Source organism: Antarctobacter sp. (genome assembly GCF_965277915.1).
Taxonomy (GTDB): Bacteria; Pseudomonadota; Alphaproteobacteria; order Rhodobacterales; family Rhodobacteraceae; genus Antarctobacter.
The window spans coordinates 1,870,958-1,887,018 of sequence record NZ_OZ255849.1 but is presented as its reverse complement, the minus strand read 5'-3'; the positions used below and the strand labels follow the sequence as shown (position 1 = coordinate 1,887,018).

At 66.2% G+C, this 16,061-nt stretch carries 17 protein-coding genes; 6 read left to right on the top strand and 11 right to left on the bottom strand.

Translation table 11 applies throughout. The features are described from left to right. Window positions 1-265 precede the first annotated feature (265 nt). From ACQY5B_RS10125 to ACQY5B_RS10115, 3 genes are read left to right on the top strand one after another with little or no spacing between them, the layout of a single operon-like run. Window positions 266-808, top strand: coding sequence for a phage tail protein (locus tag ACQY5B_RS10125; protein ID WP_305968677.1), 543 nt, complete (start codon window positions 266-268; stop codon window positions 806-808). Window positions 809-837: 29 nt separating this feature from the next. Further along, window positions 838-1,323 carry a DUF6916 family protein gene (locus tag ACQY5B_RS10120; protein WP_420325371.1) on the top strand — a complete coding sequence of 162 codons (486 nt, stop codon included), beginning with the start codon at window positions 838-840 and terminating at the stop codon, window positions 1,321-1,323. A gap of 2 nt (window positions 1,324-1,325) precedes the next feature. Beyond that, complete coding sequence (locus tag ACQY5B_RS10115; RefSeq protein WP_420325372.1) at window positions 1,326-1,811, top strand: GNAT family N-acetyltransferase; 486 nt, start codon at window positions 1,326-1,328, stop codon at window positions 1,809-1,811. On the opposite strand, the gene ACQY5B_RS10110 is transcribed toward ACQY5B_RS10115, so the two are convergent. After that, window positions 1,808-2,104: a DUF6916 family protein gene (locus tag ACQY5B_RS10110; protein WP_305968674.1), complete on the bottom strand. Its 297-nt coding sequence runs from the start codon at window positions 2,102-2,104 to the stop codon at window positions 1,808-1,810. The two genes, ACQY5B_RS10115 and ACQY5B_RS10110, sit on opposite strands and share 4 nt — an antisense overlap. Before the next feature lie 148 nt (window positions 2,105-2,252). Here ACQY5B_RS10110 and ACQY5B_RS10105 point away from each other — a divergent pair, with 148 nt between their 5' ends. Together ACQY5B_RS10105 and ACQY5B_RS10100 are read left to right on the top strand one after the other, a co-directional pair. Further along, window positions 2,253-3,287: a Hint domain-containing protein gene (locus ACQY5B_RS10105; RefSeq protein ID WP_420325373.1), complete on the top strand. Its 1,035-nt coding sequence runs from the start codon at window positions 2,253-2,255 to the stop codon at window positions 3,285-3,287. Between the two features lie 95 nt (window positions 3,288-3,382). Further along, entirely contained in the window at window positions 3,383-5,215 is a 1,833-nt protein-coding gene (locus tag ACQY5B_RS10100) for a tetratricopeptide repeat-containing sulfotransferase family protein (protein WP_420325374.1), read from the top strand. A gap of 1,063 nt (window positions 5,216-6,278) precedes the next feature. Here ACQY5B_RS10100 and ACQY5B_RS10095 read toward each other — a convergent pair. The 6 genes from ACQY5B_RS10095 to ACQY5B_RS10070 all read right to left on the bottom strand — a co-directional run bounded on the left by ACQY5B_RS10095 (window position 6,279) and on the right by ACQY5B_RS10070 (window position 11,735). Continuing rightward, window positions 6,279-6,728: an amidohydrolase family protein gene (locus tag ACQY5B_RS10095; protein WP_420325376.1), complete on the bottom strand. Its 450-nt coding sequence runs from the start codon at window positions 6,726-6,728 to the stop codon at window positions 6,279-6,281. A 65-nt stretch (window positions 6,729-6,793) separates the two neighbouring features. Beyond that, complete coding sequence (locus ACQY5B_RS10090) at window positions 6,794-7,870, bottom strand: 4-oxalomesaconate tautomerase (RefSeq protein ID WP_420325377.1); 1,077 nt, start codon at window positions 7,868-7,870, stop codon at window positions 6,794-6,796. After that, window positions 7,863-8,534 carry a 4-carboxy-4-hydroxy-2-oxoadipate aldolase/oxaloacetate decarboxylase gene (locus ACQY5B_RS10085; protein ID WP_420325378.1) on the bottom strand — a complete coding sequence of 224 codons (672 nt, stop codon included), beginning with the start codon at window positions 8,532-8,534 and terminating at the stop codon, window positions 7,863-7,865. The genes ACQY5B_RS10090 and ACQY5B_RS10085 overlap by 8 nt, the downstream gene beginning before the upstream one ends. A 59-nt stretch (window positions 8,535-8,593) precedes the next feature. Beyond that, on the bottom strand, window positions 8,594-9,559 hold the full coding sequence (locus tag ACQY5B_RS10080; RefSeq protein WP_420325379.1) for a VOC family protein: 966 nt from the start codon (window positions 9,557-9,559) through the stop codon (window positions 8,594-8,596). Next, on the bottom strand, window positions 9,556-10,299 hold the full coding sequence (locus ACQY5B_RS10075; protein ID WP_420325380.1) for a PIG-L deacetylase family protein: 744 nt from the start codon (window positions 10,297-10,299) through the stop codon (window positions 9,556-9,558). Before ACQY5B_RS10075 ends, ACQY5B_RS10080 begins: the two co-directional genes overlap by 4 nt. Window positions 10,300-10,415: 116 nt before the next feature. Continuing rightward, window positions 10,416-11,735, bottom strand: coding sequence for an MFS transporter (locus ACQY5B_RS10070; RefSeq protein WP_420325381.1), 1,320 nt, complete (start codon window positions 11,733-11,735; stop codon window positions 10,416-10,418). 126 nt (window positions 11,736-11,861) lie between these two features. On the opposite strand from ACQY5B_RS10070, the gene ACQY5B_RS10065 reads away from it, so the two are divergent. Next, entirely contained in the window at window positions 11,862-12,668 is an 807-nt protein-coding gene (locus ACQY5B_RS10065; RefSeq protein ID WP_420325382.1) for a phosphodiesterase, read from the top strand. Between the two features lie 2 nt (window positions 12,669-12,670). Here ACQY5B_RS10065 and ACQY5B_RS10060 read toward each other — a convergent pair whose 3' ends face one another. Genes ACQY5B_RS10060 through ACQY5B_RS10045 form a run of 4 tightly spaced genes read right to left on the bottom strand, consistent with a single transcriptional unit; the run spans window position 12,671 to window position 16,012 of the window. Further along, a complete protein-coding gene (locus ACQY5B_RS10060) occupies window positions 12,671-13,480 on the bottom strand; it encodes an XdhC family protein (protein WP_420325383.1) in 810 nt (269 codons plus the stop codon). 11 nt (window positions 13,481-13,491) lie between these two features. Continuing rightward, the gene (locus ACQY5B_RS10055; protein WP_420325384.1) at window positions 13,492-14,679 is read right to left on the bottom strand and encodes a vWA domain-containing protein; all 1,188 of its coding nucleotides are present in this window, start codon (window positions 14,677-14,679) and stop codon (window positions 13,492-13,494) included. Then, window positions 14,676-15,536, bottom strand: a complete 861-nt coding sequence (locus ACQY5B_RS10050) for an AAA family ATPase (RefSeq protein WP_420325385.1) — start codon at window positions 15,534-15,536, stop codon at window positions 14,676-14,678. The genes ACQY5B_RS10055 and ACQY5B_RS10050 overlap by 4 nt, the downstream gene beginning before the upstream one ends. After that, on the bottom strand, window positions 15,533-16,012 hold the full coding sequence (locus ACQY5B_RS10045; protein WP_420325386.1) for a RidA family protein: 480 nt from the start codon (window positions 16,010-16,012) through the stop codon (window positions 15,533-15,535). Before ACQY5B_RS10045 ends, ACQY5B_RS10050 begins: the two co-directional genes overlap by 4 nt. Between the last annotated feature and the right edge of the window lie 49 nt (window positions 16,013-16,061).

The window sequence follows — 16,061 nt, the reverse complement described above, 5'->3', positions numbered from 1 at the left end:
AGACGCCACCGGCTGCCTTCAGATTGCGCGGTGATCACTCTGGCGTATCGAAGGTCAAGCGATTGTCGAAAGGCCGGAAGAAAACCCGCCGGCTTGGGTCTGGCGACTGTCGGAGCTTTGTCAGGTTCCGCGACACGCAAGTTTCCGGAACACTGCGCACTGGTAGGACCGCCGGACCGCGCTTGGTTAGTTCTTTACACGCGGTTGCAATCACCCCTAGTGTTTCAACCAATTGTAATCAAAATCGGAAACAGGAAGACATCTCATGGCAGACCCATTTCTCGGACAGGTCACGATTTTCGCGGGGAACTTCGCGCCGCGCGGATGGGCATTCTGCGACGGGCAGTTGCTGCCGATCAGCCAGTACAGCGCGCTTTTCTCCCTCTTGGGAACCATCTACGGCGGTGACGGCCGGACGACATTCGCCCTGCCCGACCTGCGTGGCCGGATGCCGATCGGGCCGCGTCAGGGGGCCGGGCTTTCCTTCTATCGCGAGGGAGAGAGAGGCGGCGCCGAGAGTCGGACGCTGACCATCAACAACTTGCCCTCGCACAACCACACGGCCACGGCCCAGATGCGCGCCGAGAGCCGCAACGGATCGCTTCCAGATCCGTCCGGCAACATCCTCGCCGCAGGCTCGAACATCTTCCGACCGAATTCGCCGGTCGAAGACGTCACCATGGATCCCGCCGCCGTGGCGGTCGAAGTGCAGAACACCGGCGGCCAGCAGTCCTTTGACATCATGAACCCCTATCTCGCGATCAACTACATCATCGCGCTGCAGGGCATCTTCCCGTCGCGTAGCTGATACCCGGCCGGACCAGAAAGGAGAACGCCATGAGTGTTCTGTTGACAGTGTCGCGCCGGGCCGTGCTTGCGGGCAAGGCCGCGCTTGCGGGGCTGGCTGCCCTGCCGGGGGCGGCGCTTGCACGCGGGGACGCAGCCGCGCCCGACGCCTTGCATGGCGGACCGGCAGAACGGGCCGCCGACGCGCTGCGCCCACCGCGCTGGCACGACGCCACCGCCGAGGAGCTGAGGCCGCTGGTCGGTGACAGGTTCCGGGTCTCGACGCCCCGGCATGGAGACATGGTGCTGCGGCTCAAGGCGGTCGAAGCCGGTCATTCGGGCATGGATCGCCCCGCCCACCTGCCCCGCCGCGAAAGCGTGACGGCGGTCTTCGACAGTCCCGACAGCGCCCCCCTGGTGGCCGATGGTGACGGGCTGCACCGGGTCTGGCATCCGCGTATGGGCGCGGCCGACCTCTACATGACCGCCGTGCCGCGCCGCTCTGGCGGTGCCGACATCGAGATCGTGCTGAACTGAGCGTGGTTTCGCAACGTCCGGGATTGCGCCCGGTCCGCGAGGCGGACCGGGCCTTTCTCATCAGCCTCTACAGGGAAACACGCGACGACCTCGCCGCCCTGCCCTTGCCGCCCGCGGCATTGACCCAGATGCTGGAAATGCAGTTCGACGCACAGGCGCAATCCTACGAACGGGGCTTTCACGGTCACCACTGGGACATCATTTTGCACCGCGATACACCCGTCGGACAAATTCGGGTTCTGCGCGGCACGGACGAATTCGTCGCCATCGACCTGTCGCTTTTGGCCGCGTCCCGAGGCCGGGGCATCGGCAGCCACCTCTTGCGCAACCTCCAGCAGGAGGCCCGAACCGCTGGCCTGCCGCTGAAATTGAGCGTCGAACACAGAAACACCCGCGCCCGGGCGCTGTACGACAGATTGGGCTTTGTCGCGGTCAAAGACCTCGGGGCGCACCTCGCGATGTGCTGGCCTCCTACGGCCGGACCCTAGCTGAAGCTGATCTGATAGCGCGTCTCGTCTCCGACCTGCGCGAAGGGAGACAGGAACAGGGCCGTCTCTCCGAGCCCCGGCAGCGACATCGGCCAAGTTCCCTGCTCGAGGATCGGCGACAGCGGCCCGACAAGGGTCAGCGTGAACGGCGCGCGCATTCCCTCTTCGGGGGCATCTCCCGTGGATTGGACCCGCGTGATGCGCAGCGGCAGCGGACCTTCGGAGGTGGTCACGGTGATCGGCTCTCCGATCAGCGGCTCGAAACTCTCGGGCGACAGCGTGGCAATGTCCATTCGGCACAGACTCCGGGCAACAGGCGACTTCGTCACCGTTCTTGCAACCTTATGGGGGCTTTTCAAGTGATGTGGGACCGCATATGACTCAACTGACAGGTATTCTAAAAACTCTTGAAAATTTGGCGCGAAACAAAGGGCGGAAATCATGGCGGAATTCGAATTCGACTTCGGGGCGACAGGGGCCGCTACGGGCGCAACCGCGACACTCAGCCTGACCGACGAGGGCGTGAATTTCACGCTCAGTACCTCGGGCAACGGGGCAGACACGAGTATCATCCAATTTCCGAACCTGGGCGCGGACGGTTACATCTCGCTTACCGGGAACAACCTTGCACAGCCCTTTACCCTTGATGTGACTGCCGGGAATCCCAGCGGCTCCTTCTTCGCGGGCAACGGCTTGCAGTTGGAAATCGGGACCTTCGTGCTTGGCAACTGGGATGTCACCTTTGTCGCCTCGAACGCCGCCGATAATGCGCAGTTCACCAATGTGACCACAGGGCAGGTCATCGATCTTGGCTCCACGTCCACCGTCTTTAACGAGATCCGGTTTACCCCGAACTCCGCGGGGGGCATCCTGACCATCGATCGGCTGGACGCCACGCTGCTGTGCTTCCTCGAGGGGACAAAAATCGCCACGACCGAGGGCGAAAAGGCGGTCGAGGAGCTGCAGGCCGGGGACGTGTTGCGGACCGCCGATGGTGGCACCACCACCGTGGAATGGCTGGGCCGTCAGCCCATCGATACGACCCTTTCGAACCCGGCAAAGACAAACCCGATCCGCATCCGCGCCGGTGCGCTGGCCGACAATGTGCCCGCGCGCGACCTGCTGGTCTCGCCCGACCACGCCATCGGCATCGACGGCTACCTCGTGAATGCCTCTGCCCTGATCAACGGCACCACCGTGACACGCGAAGCGCGTATGCCGAGCGAGGGTTTCACCTATTTCCACGTCGAGACCGGCACCCATGAACTCCTGCTGGCCGAGGGCTGCGCCGCGGAAAGCTATGTCGATTTCATCGGTCGCGAGGGGTTCGCCAACGGCGCTGAACGCCTTGCCGCGCCGGCGATCCCGGAAATGGCCGCCCCCCGGATCTCTGCCACGCGTCACCTGCCACCGGCGATCCGCGAAACGCTGGCACAGCGCGCCGAGGCGCTTGGCCTCACCGTTCGCGCCGCCTGATCGGCGCACTTTTCGACGTGCATGAAACAGGCGGCCCGCGGAGTGACATCCCGGGCCGTCTTGCCCATTTCCGCGCCCCAACAGGAATGCCAGCCATGACAGCGACCACCGCGCCGACCGACGCCGCCGCCCTGGAGGCCGTCAACGAGGAAATCGCCCGCATCACCCGCCACCAGAACGCCGGCCGGTTCAAGGAGGCGGGCGAGGCATTGGAGCGCCTGCTGGAACAGTACCCCGGCCACCCGAGACTGACGCATCTCAAAGGGCTGAACCTGGCCCGCAGCGGCGATGCCGAAGCGGGGATGAAGCTGCTGGAAGACGTGGTCGCCCATCAGCCCGATGACGCGGCGGCACTGGTCGATCTCGGCACCTTGCTGGCACAGTCCGGTCGCATGGAAGAGGCTCGCGCGCATTTCGAAACCGCCACCGAGGCGGCGCCGAACTATGCCCTGGCCCATGCCAACCTGGGGGCGGCGCTGGTGATGGCGCAGGAATACGCCCGGGCCATTCCGCGGTTGGAACGCGCCATCGCGCTGGATGGCTCGGTCCTGGATCTGCACCTGAACCTGGCCCAGGCCCACTTGCGCACCGGCAATTTCCAGCAGTCGGTGGATGCTCTGTTCCGCGCGCTTTCGGTGGATCCGCAATCGGTTGCGGTGCATGTCAACCTTGCCCATGCATTGTATCGCCGCGAGCGCCACGAAGCCGCCGAACACCATGCCCGCCGGGCCATTGAACTCGCGCCGAAGGCCGGGGAGGCCTGGCTGCACCTTGGCAATATCCTTGCCGCCGCGGGCCGCATGGACGAGGCCGCCGAGGCGCTCCTGACCGCCGCACGGATGCCGGGCATGGCGCTTTCGGCGCTGGCGCGGCTGGTGACCCTGCGCAAGACCCGGGCCGACAGCCCGGAATGGCAGGGGTTGCAGCAACTGGCCAACCGGGTGGACACCTTGCCGGACGAGGCAGGTGCCACGCTGGAATTCGCGCTTGGCAAGGGCTGCGATGACCTGGGCGACCATGACAGGGCCTTTGGCCACTACGCCGAAGCCAACCGGCTGAGCCGTAAGCTGTATCCCTATGACCGGCAGGCCAATACAGAGCGTGCCGAACGCATGCGCGCGCTGGTAACGCCCGCGCTTTTGCAGCGCCACGAGACGGCCGGGCTGGCGGGCGTCGAACCGATCTTCGTTTGCGGAATGCCGCGCTCGGGCACCACGCTGATGGAGCAGATGCTCTCACGTCACCCAGAGGTACAGGCCGGCGGGGAACTCCCGGCCGCGCTGCGGGCCTTTCACGCCAGCCCACGCATCCGTGCGGTGATGGAAGAACGCGCGCCGGACGACAGCCTGCAGGACGACGATTTCACCAAGCTGGGCGAAGAATACCAGGCTTTCCTGCATCGCGAAGGCCTGCGCAGTGCCCGCGTGACCGACAAGATGCCGGGCAACCAGCTTTATATCGGATTGCTGGCGCTGGCGCTGCCAAAGGCGAAATTCCTGGTGATGCGGCGGCATCCACTGGATTGCCTTCTGTCGAACTGGGTGCAGAACTTTGGCCGGAACCAGCCGGGGTCGACCGACCTGGCGGACCTGGCCGAGGCCTATCGCCAGTTCGACCTGAACACGAAACACTGGACCACCTTGTTGCCCGACCGCGTCCGCGAGGTTCCCTACGAGGCGCTGGTGGCCGATCCCGAGGGCATGGCGCGCGACGTGCTGGGCTTTCTCGGGCTGAATTGGTCGCCCGACGTGCTGGATCACACGGCCTCGTCGCGGCAGGTCAACACGGCCTCGGTGGCGCAGGTCCGCGAGCCGGTCTATGGCACCTCCGTCGCCCGCTGGCGCCGCTACGGAGCACACCTGCGCCCCTTGGCAGAGGCACTGGGGGATATCCTGACAGACGAAGAACGGATCGCCTGCGGTCTTTGAGCGGATGGTCTGCGTCGACCTATCGAGTTAGGTCGATCCTGTCATTTCCCGCCCCCGAGGCCAGCGCATGAATACCGCCAAAAGACGTTGGTGGCGGCGTCCGACGTGGCATCGGATGTGCAATTTCCTCTTCCGGGCAGACTTTCGGCCGTCCGCATGCGCCAGGAAGGTCAACGCCCTTCGCAGCGCGGACAAGGCGCCGTGGCGACCTCCTTTTTCGCGACATACCGTGGCCAACATCGCCTTGACGCTGCCAAGATCCGACAATGGCGCTAACGGCAGAGGAGAGTCACCTTACAGTTCAATCCGGAACACATGCGACAAGTACTGGCCGCGCATCCCGACCTCTTGCGTCTGGGCGCGCCGTTCCGGGAAACCGTCCTGATGGAGATAGACCGGGTGAATATTGCCTGACATTCGCCAAGGGCCCGTTCCCCCGGACCCAGCGCCAAGACCCTGGCGGTTTGTCCGGCGCAATGATGCCGTTTTCCAGCCACACCCGAACCAGCACAAATTCCCGCGTCGAGAACGCGGCACCGGACAACCTGCGCGTGCGGATCTTTGACAGGGCCACGATCCCGCGGATCGCCCTCTCGCGGAGCCGGTCACGCCCCGCGGCAAGAGTTTCGACGATCTGGGCAACGGATTTAGCCATGTCAGAATCCTTCTATCGGTAAGAAGACGTCGCACCTTAGGCCGCCCGCGTTGCGAAGGATCATTCGGCCGCCCCCCCCCATTTCAGACGCCGCAGGTTTCAGGCGGAAAAGGAACTGCATGACGAGGTCTGTGTCAGCGCCACCTGGGCCGGGGTCATGTCTCCGATTAGGCTTTCCTTCAATGCGCACCCCGCATCAATGTCGTGGTGTTCGGTCTGGCTGTCGTAAATCTGGCTGATGGATGGCTGGTGGTCGTCTTTCGAGATCCTGAAATGGATCTGACCGGTCCGCATCGAGTGATGCCCATGCAACAGAGCAACCCACCCGCAGCGCCTTCGCTCGGGTTTCCGGCTACGTCGACGATGCGGCCGGAGACGCGCTTCGCCTTTTGGTCTTCGAATGTGAGGTTACGCGTGTCCGTCCTGCCTTTGCGTGTTGTTGTTCAGTGTCCTGCTCACCAGAACGCCCCGGCCGCGGGTGCTGGAGGCGACTTCGCCAGCCGCGCCGCACCGGACTTTGGTGGACAGTAATTCCTGAAAAACATACAAGATGGCGCGAGGGGCCGCGTCCTCGACGCCCTCTGTGACATCGGCGCGCCTCATGCGAATGACAACGACGATCCCCGCCATCCGTCGCACCAGCGGCGCCGCCTCTCCTAGGTCCTGCCCTTCGAAATGGACGACGATATGCCAGCCCAACCGCGCAATCTTGGCCGCGATCCATTCAAAGACCACCTGCGGCGTCGCATCGACAATGGCGGCGTTGTCCGTGCCGTAATAACTGCCGTGTACGTTCACGTTGCGCGCAAAGCCAAGGTGGTCGCGCGGGCCGAACAGCTGGTACTCGGGTGCATCCACCGCCCCGTCGGGCAGATGGTGGTCCGGTCGCTACGGCGACGGGCGAACGGGCAGATGGCCCGGTGTCATCTCGCCCATGCCTCGGCCTCCTTGGGAAAGACAATTCCATCCATCAGCTTGCGCGCGGTCCGCAGCACCTCGGCGCGCGTCACCTCACCACCCTTCAGGTGAGCAACCACCGTCATCTCGCCGCTCGGGTGTTCCACCGACAGCGCCTTTGGATTGCCCGCTGGCAAGACAGCCAGGTCATGGCCCACGGCGCCCTCGGTCAGGCAGGCCGTGGCCACGCTGACGGCGCCCAGTACCCCGATCGCCTTGTGACAGCGGTGCGGAATGAAGCTGCGCGTGGCAATCGCACCACCCGCGCGCGGCACGCTGACGATGGTCATCTTGGGCACCGATTTCTCTGCCAACTCGCAGAGATTCATCAGCGGCCCCGCCGCAAGCCGGATCGCCTCCAGCCGGGCACGCAGGGTCCCATCCGCCTCAAGCACCTCCGGCACCTCGTCGCCCGCGATGCCAAGGTCCGGCGCCCGCAGCACGACACAGGGCATGCCGTTGTCAATCAGTGTCACCTCGACACCGTCGATGACGTCCGCCACCCGACCACTGGGGAACAGCGCACCGCAACTGGATCCGGCAGTATCACGAAAGGCAATCGGCACCGGCGCCGCCGTCCGCGGAACCCCGTCGATCCGCGCGTCACCGGAATAGACGACACGCCCGTCCGGAGTCGCCACGCGCGCCACCGCCACCTGGCCGCTGTTCTCCATCCAGATCGTCACCGGGGTTTCCTCGCCGCGTATCTGCACCAGCCCGCGCTCGATGGCGAAAGGTCCGACACCGGCCAGGATATTGCCGCAGTTCTGCGCATCCGTGACCAGCGGCCGATCCACGAAGACCTGCAGAAACAGGTAGTCCACGTCGATCCCCTCACGGGCCGAAGGCGCCACCACCGCGACCTTCGAAGTCAGCGGATCGGCCCCGCCCATCCCGTCGATCTGGCGCGGATCGGGCGAACCCATGACCCCGAGCAGAACAGCGTCCCGCGTCGGCACGTCCCGGGGCAGGTCCGAGGCCAGGAAATACCCGCCCTTCGACGTGCCGCCGCGCATCCACATGACCGGCAGCCCTTCAGACATATTTCAGCCCCTTCTCGGCCAGCCGGCCACGCATGTCGTAGATATCCAGCCCCAGCTCGCCCGAAGCCAACCGCTGCCGCTTGGACTCTTCGGCATCCAACCGCGCCTGCGCCTTTTCCGTGACCGCCGACGCCTCCACGCGCGGCACCACGCAGACACCATCGTCATCGGCCACCACGACGTCGCCGGGATTGACCAACGCACCGGCACAGACCACCGGCACGTTCACGCTGCCCGGGGTCTCCTTCACCGTGCCCTGCGCAGAGACCGCCGTGGACCAGACGTGAAATCCCATCGCCCGCAGGTCGCGCGTGTCCCGAACGCCGGCGTCGATCACCAGCGCCCGGCAGCCCCGCGCCATCGCGCTTGTCGCCAGGAGGTCACCGAAATACCCCATGTCGCAGGGGGCCGTGGGCGCCAGCACCAGAACGTCGCCCTCCCGCAACTGCTCGATCGCCACATGCACCATCCAGTTGTCTCCCGGCGGCGCGCTGATCGTCACCGCCGACCCGGCGATCCCCACGTCCTGCTGGATAGGCCGCATCGCCGAGGACATCAGCCCACGCCGCCCCATCGCCTCGTGCACCGTGGCGACACCAGCCGCCCCCAGCTTCGCGGTCAGCGCCGCCTCTGCCCGAACCACGTTCTGCACAACGACGCCCATGACGCGCGCCTCCCTGTTTCTTCTCTCTAAAAATACTCAAAACGGCGCGCAGCCCCGGCTCAGTGCCTGACAGGCGGCGTGCCATGCGTGTGGAAGCTCTCGATGGTCTTCAATCCCCAGGCCTGGCCTTTCTTGCGGTCGGCCTCGGTCCAGACCACCGGGTCCCAGTCGGGCGCCAGCATCAGACGGGCACCGGCGTTCGCCAGTTCGATCCGGTTGCCCGCAGGCTCCCAGGCATAGAGGAAAAAGGATCCCTGGATCGCATGTTTGTGCGGGCCCGTCTCGATGTGGACGCCGTTTTCAAGGTAGATGTCGGCGGCGCGCAGGATGTCCTCGCGCTGGTCGGTGGCATAGGTGACATGGTGCAGGCGCTTCTGCCCGCCACCGCGCTCCTCGGAACAGACAAGATCGTAGGTCTTGTTGTTGCAGGTGAACCAGCACCCGCCCAGGCGCCCGTTGTCCAGCTGGATCAGTTCGGTCACCCGGTGCCCCAGGCAGGTGTCCACGAAACGGCGGAACTCGGACACGTCTTCGCCGAGGAGGTTCACATGGTCGATCCGCCGGGGCGAGATCCCCTGCGCGTGAAACCGGCTGGACAGGTTCTTGAGCGCCGAGGCATCCTCGGGCGGGGCCTGGTACTTCACCGTCTCCCAGTAGAGCTCGAAGACATGGCCAAAGGGATCCTCGAACCGGAAGGCGGGCCCGTGGCCCATGTCATCCCCGGTCCAGCCCAACACCTTGTAGTCAGAGGCCTCGATGGCCGCGACCCGGCGCTCCAGCGCCTCGGGCGAGGAGCAGCGATAGGCGACATGGCCGACGCCCGTCGTCTCATGCGCCGTCAGCTTCATCGAGTGGAACTCGTAGTCATCCCAGGCGCGCAGGTAGGCGCTGTTCCCTTCGCGCCCAGAGAGTTTCAGCCCGAAGACCCGCGTGAAGAAATCCAGGCTCTCTTCGAACTTGTCGGAGTAGATCTCGACATGGCCCAGGTGCGCGATGTCGAAGTTCGGATTTGTCGGTTGGATCATTGCGGGCCTCCCAGTTCATCAACGGTACGCGGAAAGATCGACTGATAGCCTTCCGCGTACTGGCAATCGCGCCCGCCGGACTGGCCGCCCGAGTTGCGCTTGAAATGGTTGGCGCGCTGCTGTGCGACGCGGGTGTAATAGTCCCACAGGTGGACCTGCCCCTGCATGCATTCCATCGCCGCGCGCTTCTTTTGCCAGACCGGCGTGATGTCGAGGAAGACATCCGGTTTCCATCCCATCTGCTCTGTCTGGTGCGGCTCGAACAGGTATAGCTGCGGCGCCCCCAGCACCTTTTCGCCCGGATTGTGCCCCCAGGCCTGCGCGACAATGCGCGCCTCCAGCGCGATCTGGGTCATGTACATATGGTCGGTGTTGTAGGGGTCGTACTGGCTATGGCTCATCATGAAGTTCGGCTGAACCTCGCGGATCAGGTCCACCAGCGCGAACTTGTCCTCCCGCTCCAGATGCAGGGGATAATCGCCCAGATCGTAGCAGACCAGGTCATGCGCTCCCAGCGCCTCGGCAGCCGCCTCGGCCTCGCCCCGGCGGATGTCCTTGACCTCCTGCAGGCTCTTGCCTTCCTTCCAGAGACGCGCGCTTTCGCCCCTTTCGCCGAAGGACAGGCAGGCCACCGTCACCTCGTAGCCCATCTCTGCATGCAGGGCGATTGCGCCGCCGCAGCGCCAGACGAAATCCGCCGCATGGGCCGAAATCACCAGCGCAGTCTTGCTCCCGCTCATGCCGCCTGTTCCTCCTCCGCTTGCGACCGACAGTCTGCCCCCGATGACGGGAAACGGCCAATTCGAAAGGCGCGGAAGTCATGAATTCTTGCTATAGCGCGCCAGACGCGCGCGGATCAGAACTTGGCGCCCCAGCGCGGGTGCTGATCGTCGATCACCAGCGGGTGGGAATGTTCCCGGTGGCCCTGGAGATGCGGATGATCCAGCGGCAGGTTGTCGTGCCGGTGCGGCACCTCCACCGGGTCGCCGACGGGCCAGAGCCGCAGCGCCAGCACCAGCCCGACCGACCCCAGCGCCGCAAGTCCAAGCAGCGCGGGCACCGTCCCAAGCGCGGTCATCAGCCACCCCGACAGCGGATAGGTCAGCAGCCAACAGGCGTGGCTGAGCGCGAATTGCGCGGCAAAGACCGCCGGTCGATCCTCGGGATGGGCGGAGCGTTTCAACAGCCGCCCCGAAGGCGTCAGCACCGCCGAATAACCCAGCCCGACGCCCAGCCAGACCGCCGCCAGCAGCGGCCAGTTGAGCCCTGCCAGCCTGATCCCGAAGGCCAGCGCCACCAGCGCTCCGATCATCAGCCCGGCCCCGGCCAGCATCACCGGACGGTCCACGCGCCGGTCCAGAACCCGTGGCAGCGCCAAGGCCGCCAGCATGGAGCCCGCGCCAAAGGCGAACATGGTCCAGGCCAGCGCGCTTTCATTCAGCCCCAGTTGCCCGCGTACAAGCACAACCGTGTTCACCAGCACCATCGCTCCTGCCGAGGAGGCCGCGAGGTTCAGGGCAAGCAAACCGCGCAGGCGCGGCGTGGCAAGGTAGATCCGGATGCCCCGTGTCGTCCGGTCGTAGATCCCGCGCCGCGCCCCTGCCGACGGACTGGGCAACAGGACCGAGACCACCAACAAAGCCGAGGCGACAAAGCCCGCGACCGTGCCAAGGAACAGCAGGTTGTAGCTCATGACCGCCAGCAACAGCGCCGCCAGCGTAGGAGAAACGATGTTTTCCAGGTCGTAGGCCAGCCGCGAAAGGGACAGCGCACGGGTATAGCGCGCCTCGTCAGGCAAGACGTCCGGGATCGTCGCCTGGAAGGTCGGCGTAAAACCCGCCGAGGCCGATTGCAGGACAAAGACCAGCGCATAGACCTGCCAGGTCTCGGTCACGAATGGCAGGCACAGCGCCACAGCCGCGCGTACCACGTCCAGTCCGACCAGCAGCGCCCGCCGGTTCACCCGGTCGGCAAAGGCACCGGCCACAGGCGCGATCCCGACATAGGCCACCATCTTGATGGTAAAGATCGTGCCCAGCACCATGCCCGCACTGTCGCCCGCCAGGTCAAAGGCCAAGAGTCCCAGCGCCACGGTCGCCAGCCCCGTCCCCAGCAGCGCGACGACCTGCGCCAGGAAAAGGTGCCGGTAGGTTCGGTCCGTGAGAATGTCCAGCATAGGGTCTGCTCCGCGCTTCTGCCCAAATGGCTAGCGCGTCGCACCGCGCCCTTGCAAGAGAGGGCCGCAGCCCCTTGCGACGGTCGCGCCCGGCAGAAAGACTGACCGGAGCAACAGGAAAGCCTCATGCCTCGCATCCTTCAGATCACCGATCCCCATGTCCTTGCCGCCGGATCACTGGCCTATGGTGTCGTCGACACGGGCGCGGCGCTGGAACGCACGGTGGCGGGCATCCGCTCCGCCCTGCCCCGCATCGGCCCCATCGACCTTGTCGTCGTCACCGGCGACCTGGTGGACCACGGGACGGCCGAGGAATACGCCCGTTTCATCGAGATCATGACCCCGCTTAGCCTGCCGCTTTGCGCCGTGCCCGGCAATCACGACGCGCGGGAACCGATGCGAGAGGCCTTCGCCGGCACCGGCTGGCTGCCACGGACCGGCGCTATCCGTTGGCGGCAGGATCTCGACGGCACCTGCGTGATCGGGTTGGACACGCTGGTGCCGGGCGCGCCGCATGGTGCTCTGCGGTCCGAGACGCTGGATTGGCTGGCCGACGAAATGGCGCAGACGGGCCCCGTGCCTCTGATCGTCGCCATGCACCACCCGCCAATCCCCACCGGCATCGTGCAGATGGATCGGCAGGGCCTCGCGGCGCCCGAGGCCTTGCAGGCAGTCCTGGAACGGCACCCCGGTCCCGTTCGAATCATCGCGGGCCATGTGCATCGGCTGGTCATGGGCAGCCTTGGGACGGTCCCGGTGGTCACCGGCCCCGGCACCTCGCACGCCGTCACGCTGGATCTGCGCGCCGCACGGTCGGCAACCTTCGACATGGAACCGGGCGGCGTGCTGATCCACGAGGCGGGAACGGAGGGCATCCGAAGTCATCTCTTGCCGCTGGGCGACTGGTCCGGCCCGCACCGTTTTTCCGGCTGAGGTCAGGCCTGTCCAGTCCGAGCGGCCCCCGTCAGGCGGTGACGGTTTCGCCACATGACGATCTCGGCCAGGATCGAAAGCGCGATCTCGCCGGGTTCCACCGCGCCGATGTCCAGCCCCGCCGGAGCCTTGAGCCGCCCGGCCCGTTCGCCCGACATGCCGTCCTCCAGCAGGCGTTTGCACAGCACCGCCGTCTTGCGACGCGAGGCCACCATCGTCACGTTGCCCGCGCCGCTCTGCAAGGCGGCCTTGAGGCAGGCAAGATCGCCCTGCCCCTGTGTGGCCACCACGATCACGTCCCGCTCTGCCAGGTCCAAGGCCTCCAGTTCGGTCCCCTCGAACCGAAGGCAGTTGCCGTCGAACGGCACCTCGTCCCGCAGGGCGATCCGGTAGCCCGCCAGCGCCCCATGCGCTGCCACGGCCCGCGCGATGGGCGTATCGCCAAGGATGCAGAGCATCGGCGCCCGGGAATAGGGTTCGATCAACAGTTCCACGGTCCCGCCCGAGGGGCACCCGCTCTTGTAAACCTGCGTGCCGTCCGCGTCGCGCAACGCGACGACCTTGTCCTTTGGCTTGACCCGGATCACCTTGGGACAGCCCTGGGCCAGAGCCTCGCGCGCGGCCTTTTGCACCGCCCGCGTCACGCAGGCACCGCCCAGGTGGCCGATCACCTCGCCCGCCTCGGTCACGGCGGCCTTGCCGCCGGGCCGGGCCGAGGTCACCTCTGCCGTGCGCACGACGGTCGCCACGCAGAAGGGACGGCCCGTGGCCCGCAGGTCCGCAATCCTGTCGAAAATGTCGAAACCGTCCATCTCCTGCTCCCTCAAAGTCTTGCAAGGTCCTGTTCAAGCGCCGCCAGCGCCGCGATGGTATTTGCGGGCAGCAACGCATCGAGGTGCGGGCGCGCCGCCGCCATCGCACGGGCCACGGGCGCGTGATCGCGCCAGCCCGGCAGCGGCGTCAGCCAGACGATCCGCCGCGCCCGCCGCCGCAATCGTGCCAGCCCTTCGGCCACCGCTTCGGGTGGACCGGTGCAATAGCCGTCGCTGAGGATCAGCACGACGGTCCGTCCGTTCAGCGCCCGCGCCCCGTATCCCCGATTGAAGGCGCGCAGCGCGCCGCCGATGTCGGTGCCGCCGCCAAAGCCCTCGGCCATGAGGCTGAGCCGCTCGGCCGCGCGCAGCGTGTCCCGGTCGCGCAGCGCATCGGTGATCCGCATCAGTCGGGTGTGGAACAGGTAGGCATCCGCTTGCAGATCCGCGCTGATCAGACCCTTGAGAAAGGCGAGGAACACTCGGGACACCACCGTCATCGACCCGCTGACATCGCACAGCGCCACGATCCGCACAGGCCGGTCCGGACGGGCCCGCCGCGGCAGGTCCAGCGGTTCGCCCCCGCGCGCAAGGCTGGCGCGCATCAGTCGCCGCATGTCAGGTTCCTGCCCCCGAAGCGCCCGTTTGCGACGACGTGAGCGGCGGTCGCGGATCGCCCGGGCCAGGTCGCGCGCCACACGCTCGGCGGCGCGCAGGCTGTCCCCATCCATCAGTTCGCGCAGGTCGCGTCGGCTCAGCGCCTCCGTCCGGGTGGCGATCAGCCGCCCTTCGGCACCCTCGGCCTCTTCGGTGCCGTCATCGTCAGGCCTGCTGTCACCGCCTTGTCCGCCCTCTGGTCCGTCTTCGCCCAGATGAGCCTGCCACAACGCGGGTTTCGCGCTTTGCACCCGGACGTGGGTCGGGGTGTCGTGCCGCGTCGTGCGCCCGGTGTTGAACCAATAGCCGTCAAACAGATCGTCGAAGCGACGCCATCCGTCGGCATCCGGAACCAGAACGACCTTGAGCGCGCGCCGGGCCTCTGCCGTGTCGGTGGCCCGCACCTGCGCCAGTGCTGCCAGCGCCGCCGCCGTTTCTGCCGGCCCCAGAGCCAGCCCGTTCATGCGCAGATGCGCGATGAACCCGGCCATGCGGTCGGCCAGCCCCTCGGCGCGGGCGGGAAAGCGCGTGACCCCGCTCATGCGACCTTGCCCAACAGGCGCGCCAGCGCCTCGGGCGGCAGCGCATCACGGTCGGCGGCGGTCTTGAGCAGGCAGACCAGCGTCGCCTGCACCTGCGCCGGATCGGCGGCGAGGTCGTTGATCCCCAGGCCGGACAATGCCGCGGCCCAGTCCAGCATCTCAGCGATGCCCGGTTTCTTTTCCAGGTCTTCTTGGCGCAGGGCCTGTACGGCGGCGATGACCTGCCGCGCCAGTCGGGCCTCGATCTCCGGTGCCCGACGCGACAGGATCGCCAGTTCCGTGTCCCGGTCGGGATAGTCGACATAGGCATAAAGGCAGCGCCGCCGCAGCGCGTCCGACAGGTCGCGCGTGCCGTTGGCGGTCAGGATGACAAACGGCCGCGACCGGGCAGAGATCGTGCCCAATTCGGGGATCGTGATCTGAAATTCCGACAGGATTTCCAGCAGGTAGGCCTCGAACTCCTCGTCCGCGCGGTCGATCTCGTCAATCAGAAGGACAGGCGGCACCTCCTGGCGGATCGCCTCCAGCAAGGGGCGTTGCAGCAGGTATTTCTCGGAGAACAACGCCTCTTCGCCCGTGCCCTCGGCCCGGATCGCAAGCAATTGCCGCTGGTAGTTCCATTCGTAGATGGCATGGCCCGCGTCCAGCCCCTCGTAGCATTGCAGCCGGATCAGGCGGGTAGTCAGAACCTCGGAAAGCGCCCTTGCGATCTCGGTCTTGCCGACGCCGGCCGGGCCCTCCAGCAACAGCGGTCGGCCCAAGGTCTGCGCAAGGTGCAGCGCCATGACCAACGTGTCGTCCGCGACATAGCCGGTCGCGGCCAGATCTGCGCGCAGCTTGTCCTGCGGTGTGCTCATCGCAACAAGACCTCCGCCTCGACCTCGATGGCAAAGTTCATCGGCATGCCCGACGCCCCCATCGCCGAGCGGGAATGCTGTCCGACCTCCGGGCCGAAGACATCCAGCACGAGGTCGCTGAACCCGTTCATCACAAGGTGCTGTTCGGTGTAGCCCGGAACAGAGTTCACCATGCCAAGAACCCGCGTCCAACCGGCCACCTGGTCCAGCGGGCCGGTTCTGTCGCGCAGGTTGGCCATGACCGACAATGCCACCGCCCGGGCGGCTTCGTATCCCTGTTCGGTGGTCAGGTCGCGGCCCAGTTGACCATAGGGACCGATCAACCGCCCCGTCCTGTCCTGCGCCGGATGCCCCGAGATAAGCACCCTGTCACCGCGCACCGTGATCAGCGAGAACGGCAGGTGCACCCCGTCCGGCAATTTGACCGGCGCCGGCAGGGACAATCCCAGCTCTGCGAGCCTGTCTTCAGGTGTCATCCGGCATCGCCCCACGACTGGCAGAAAACTGCGGGGCGCCCGCCACCCG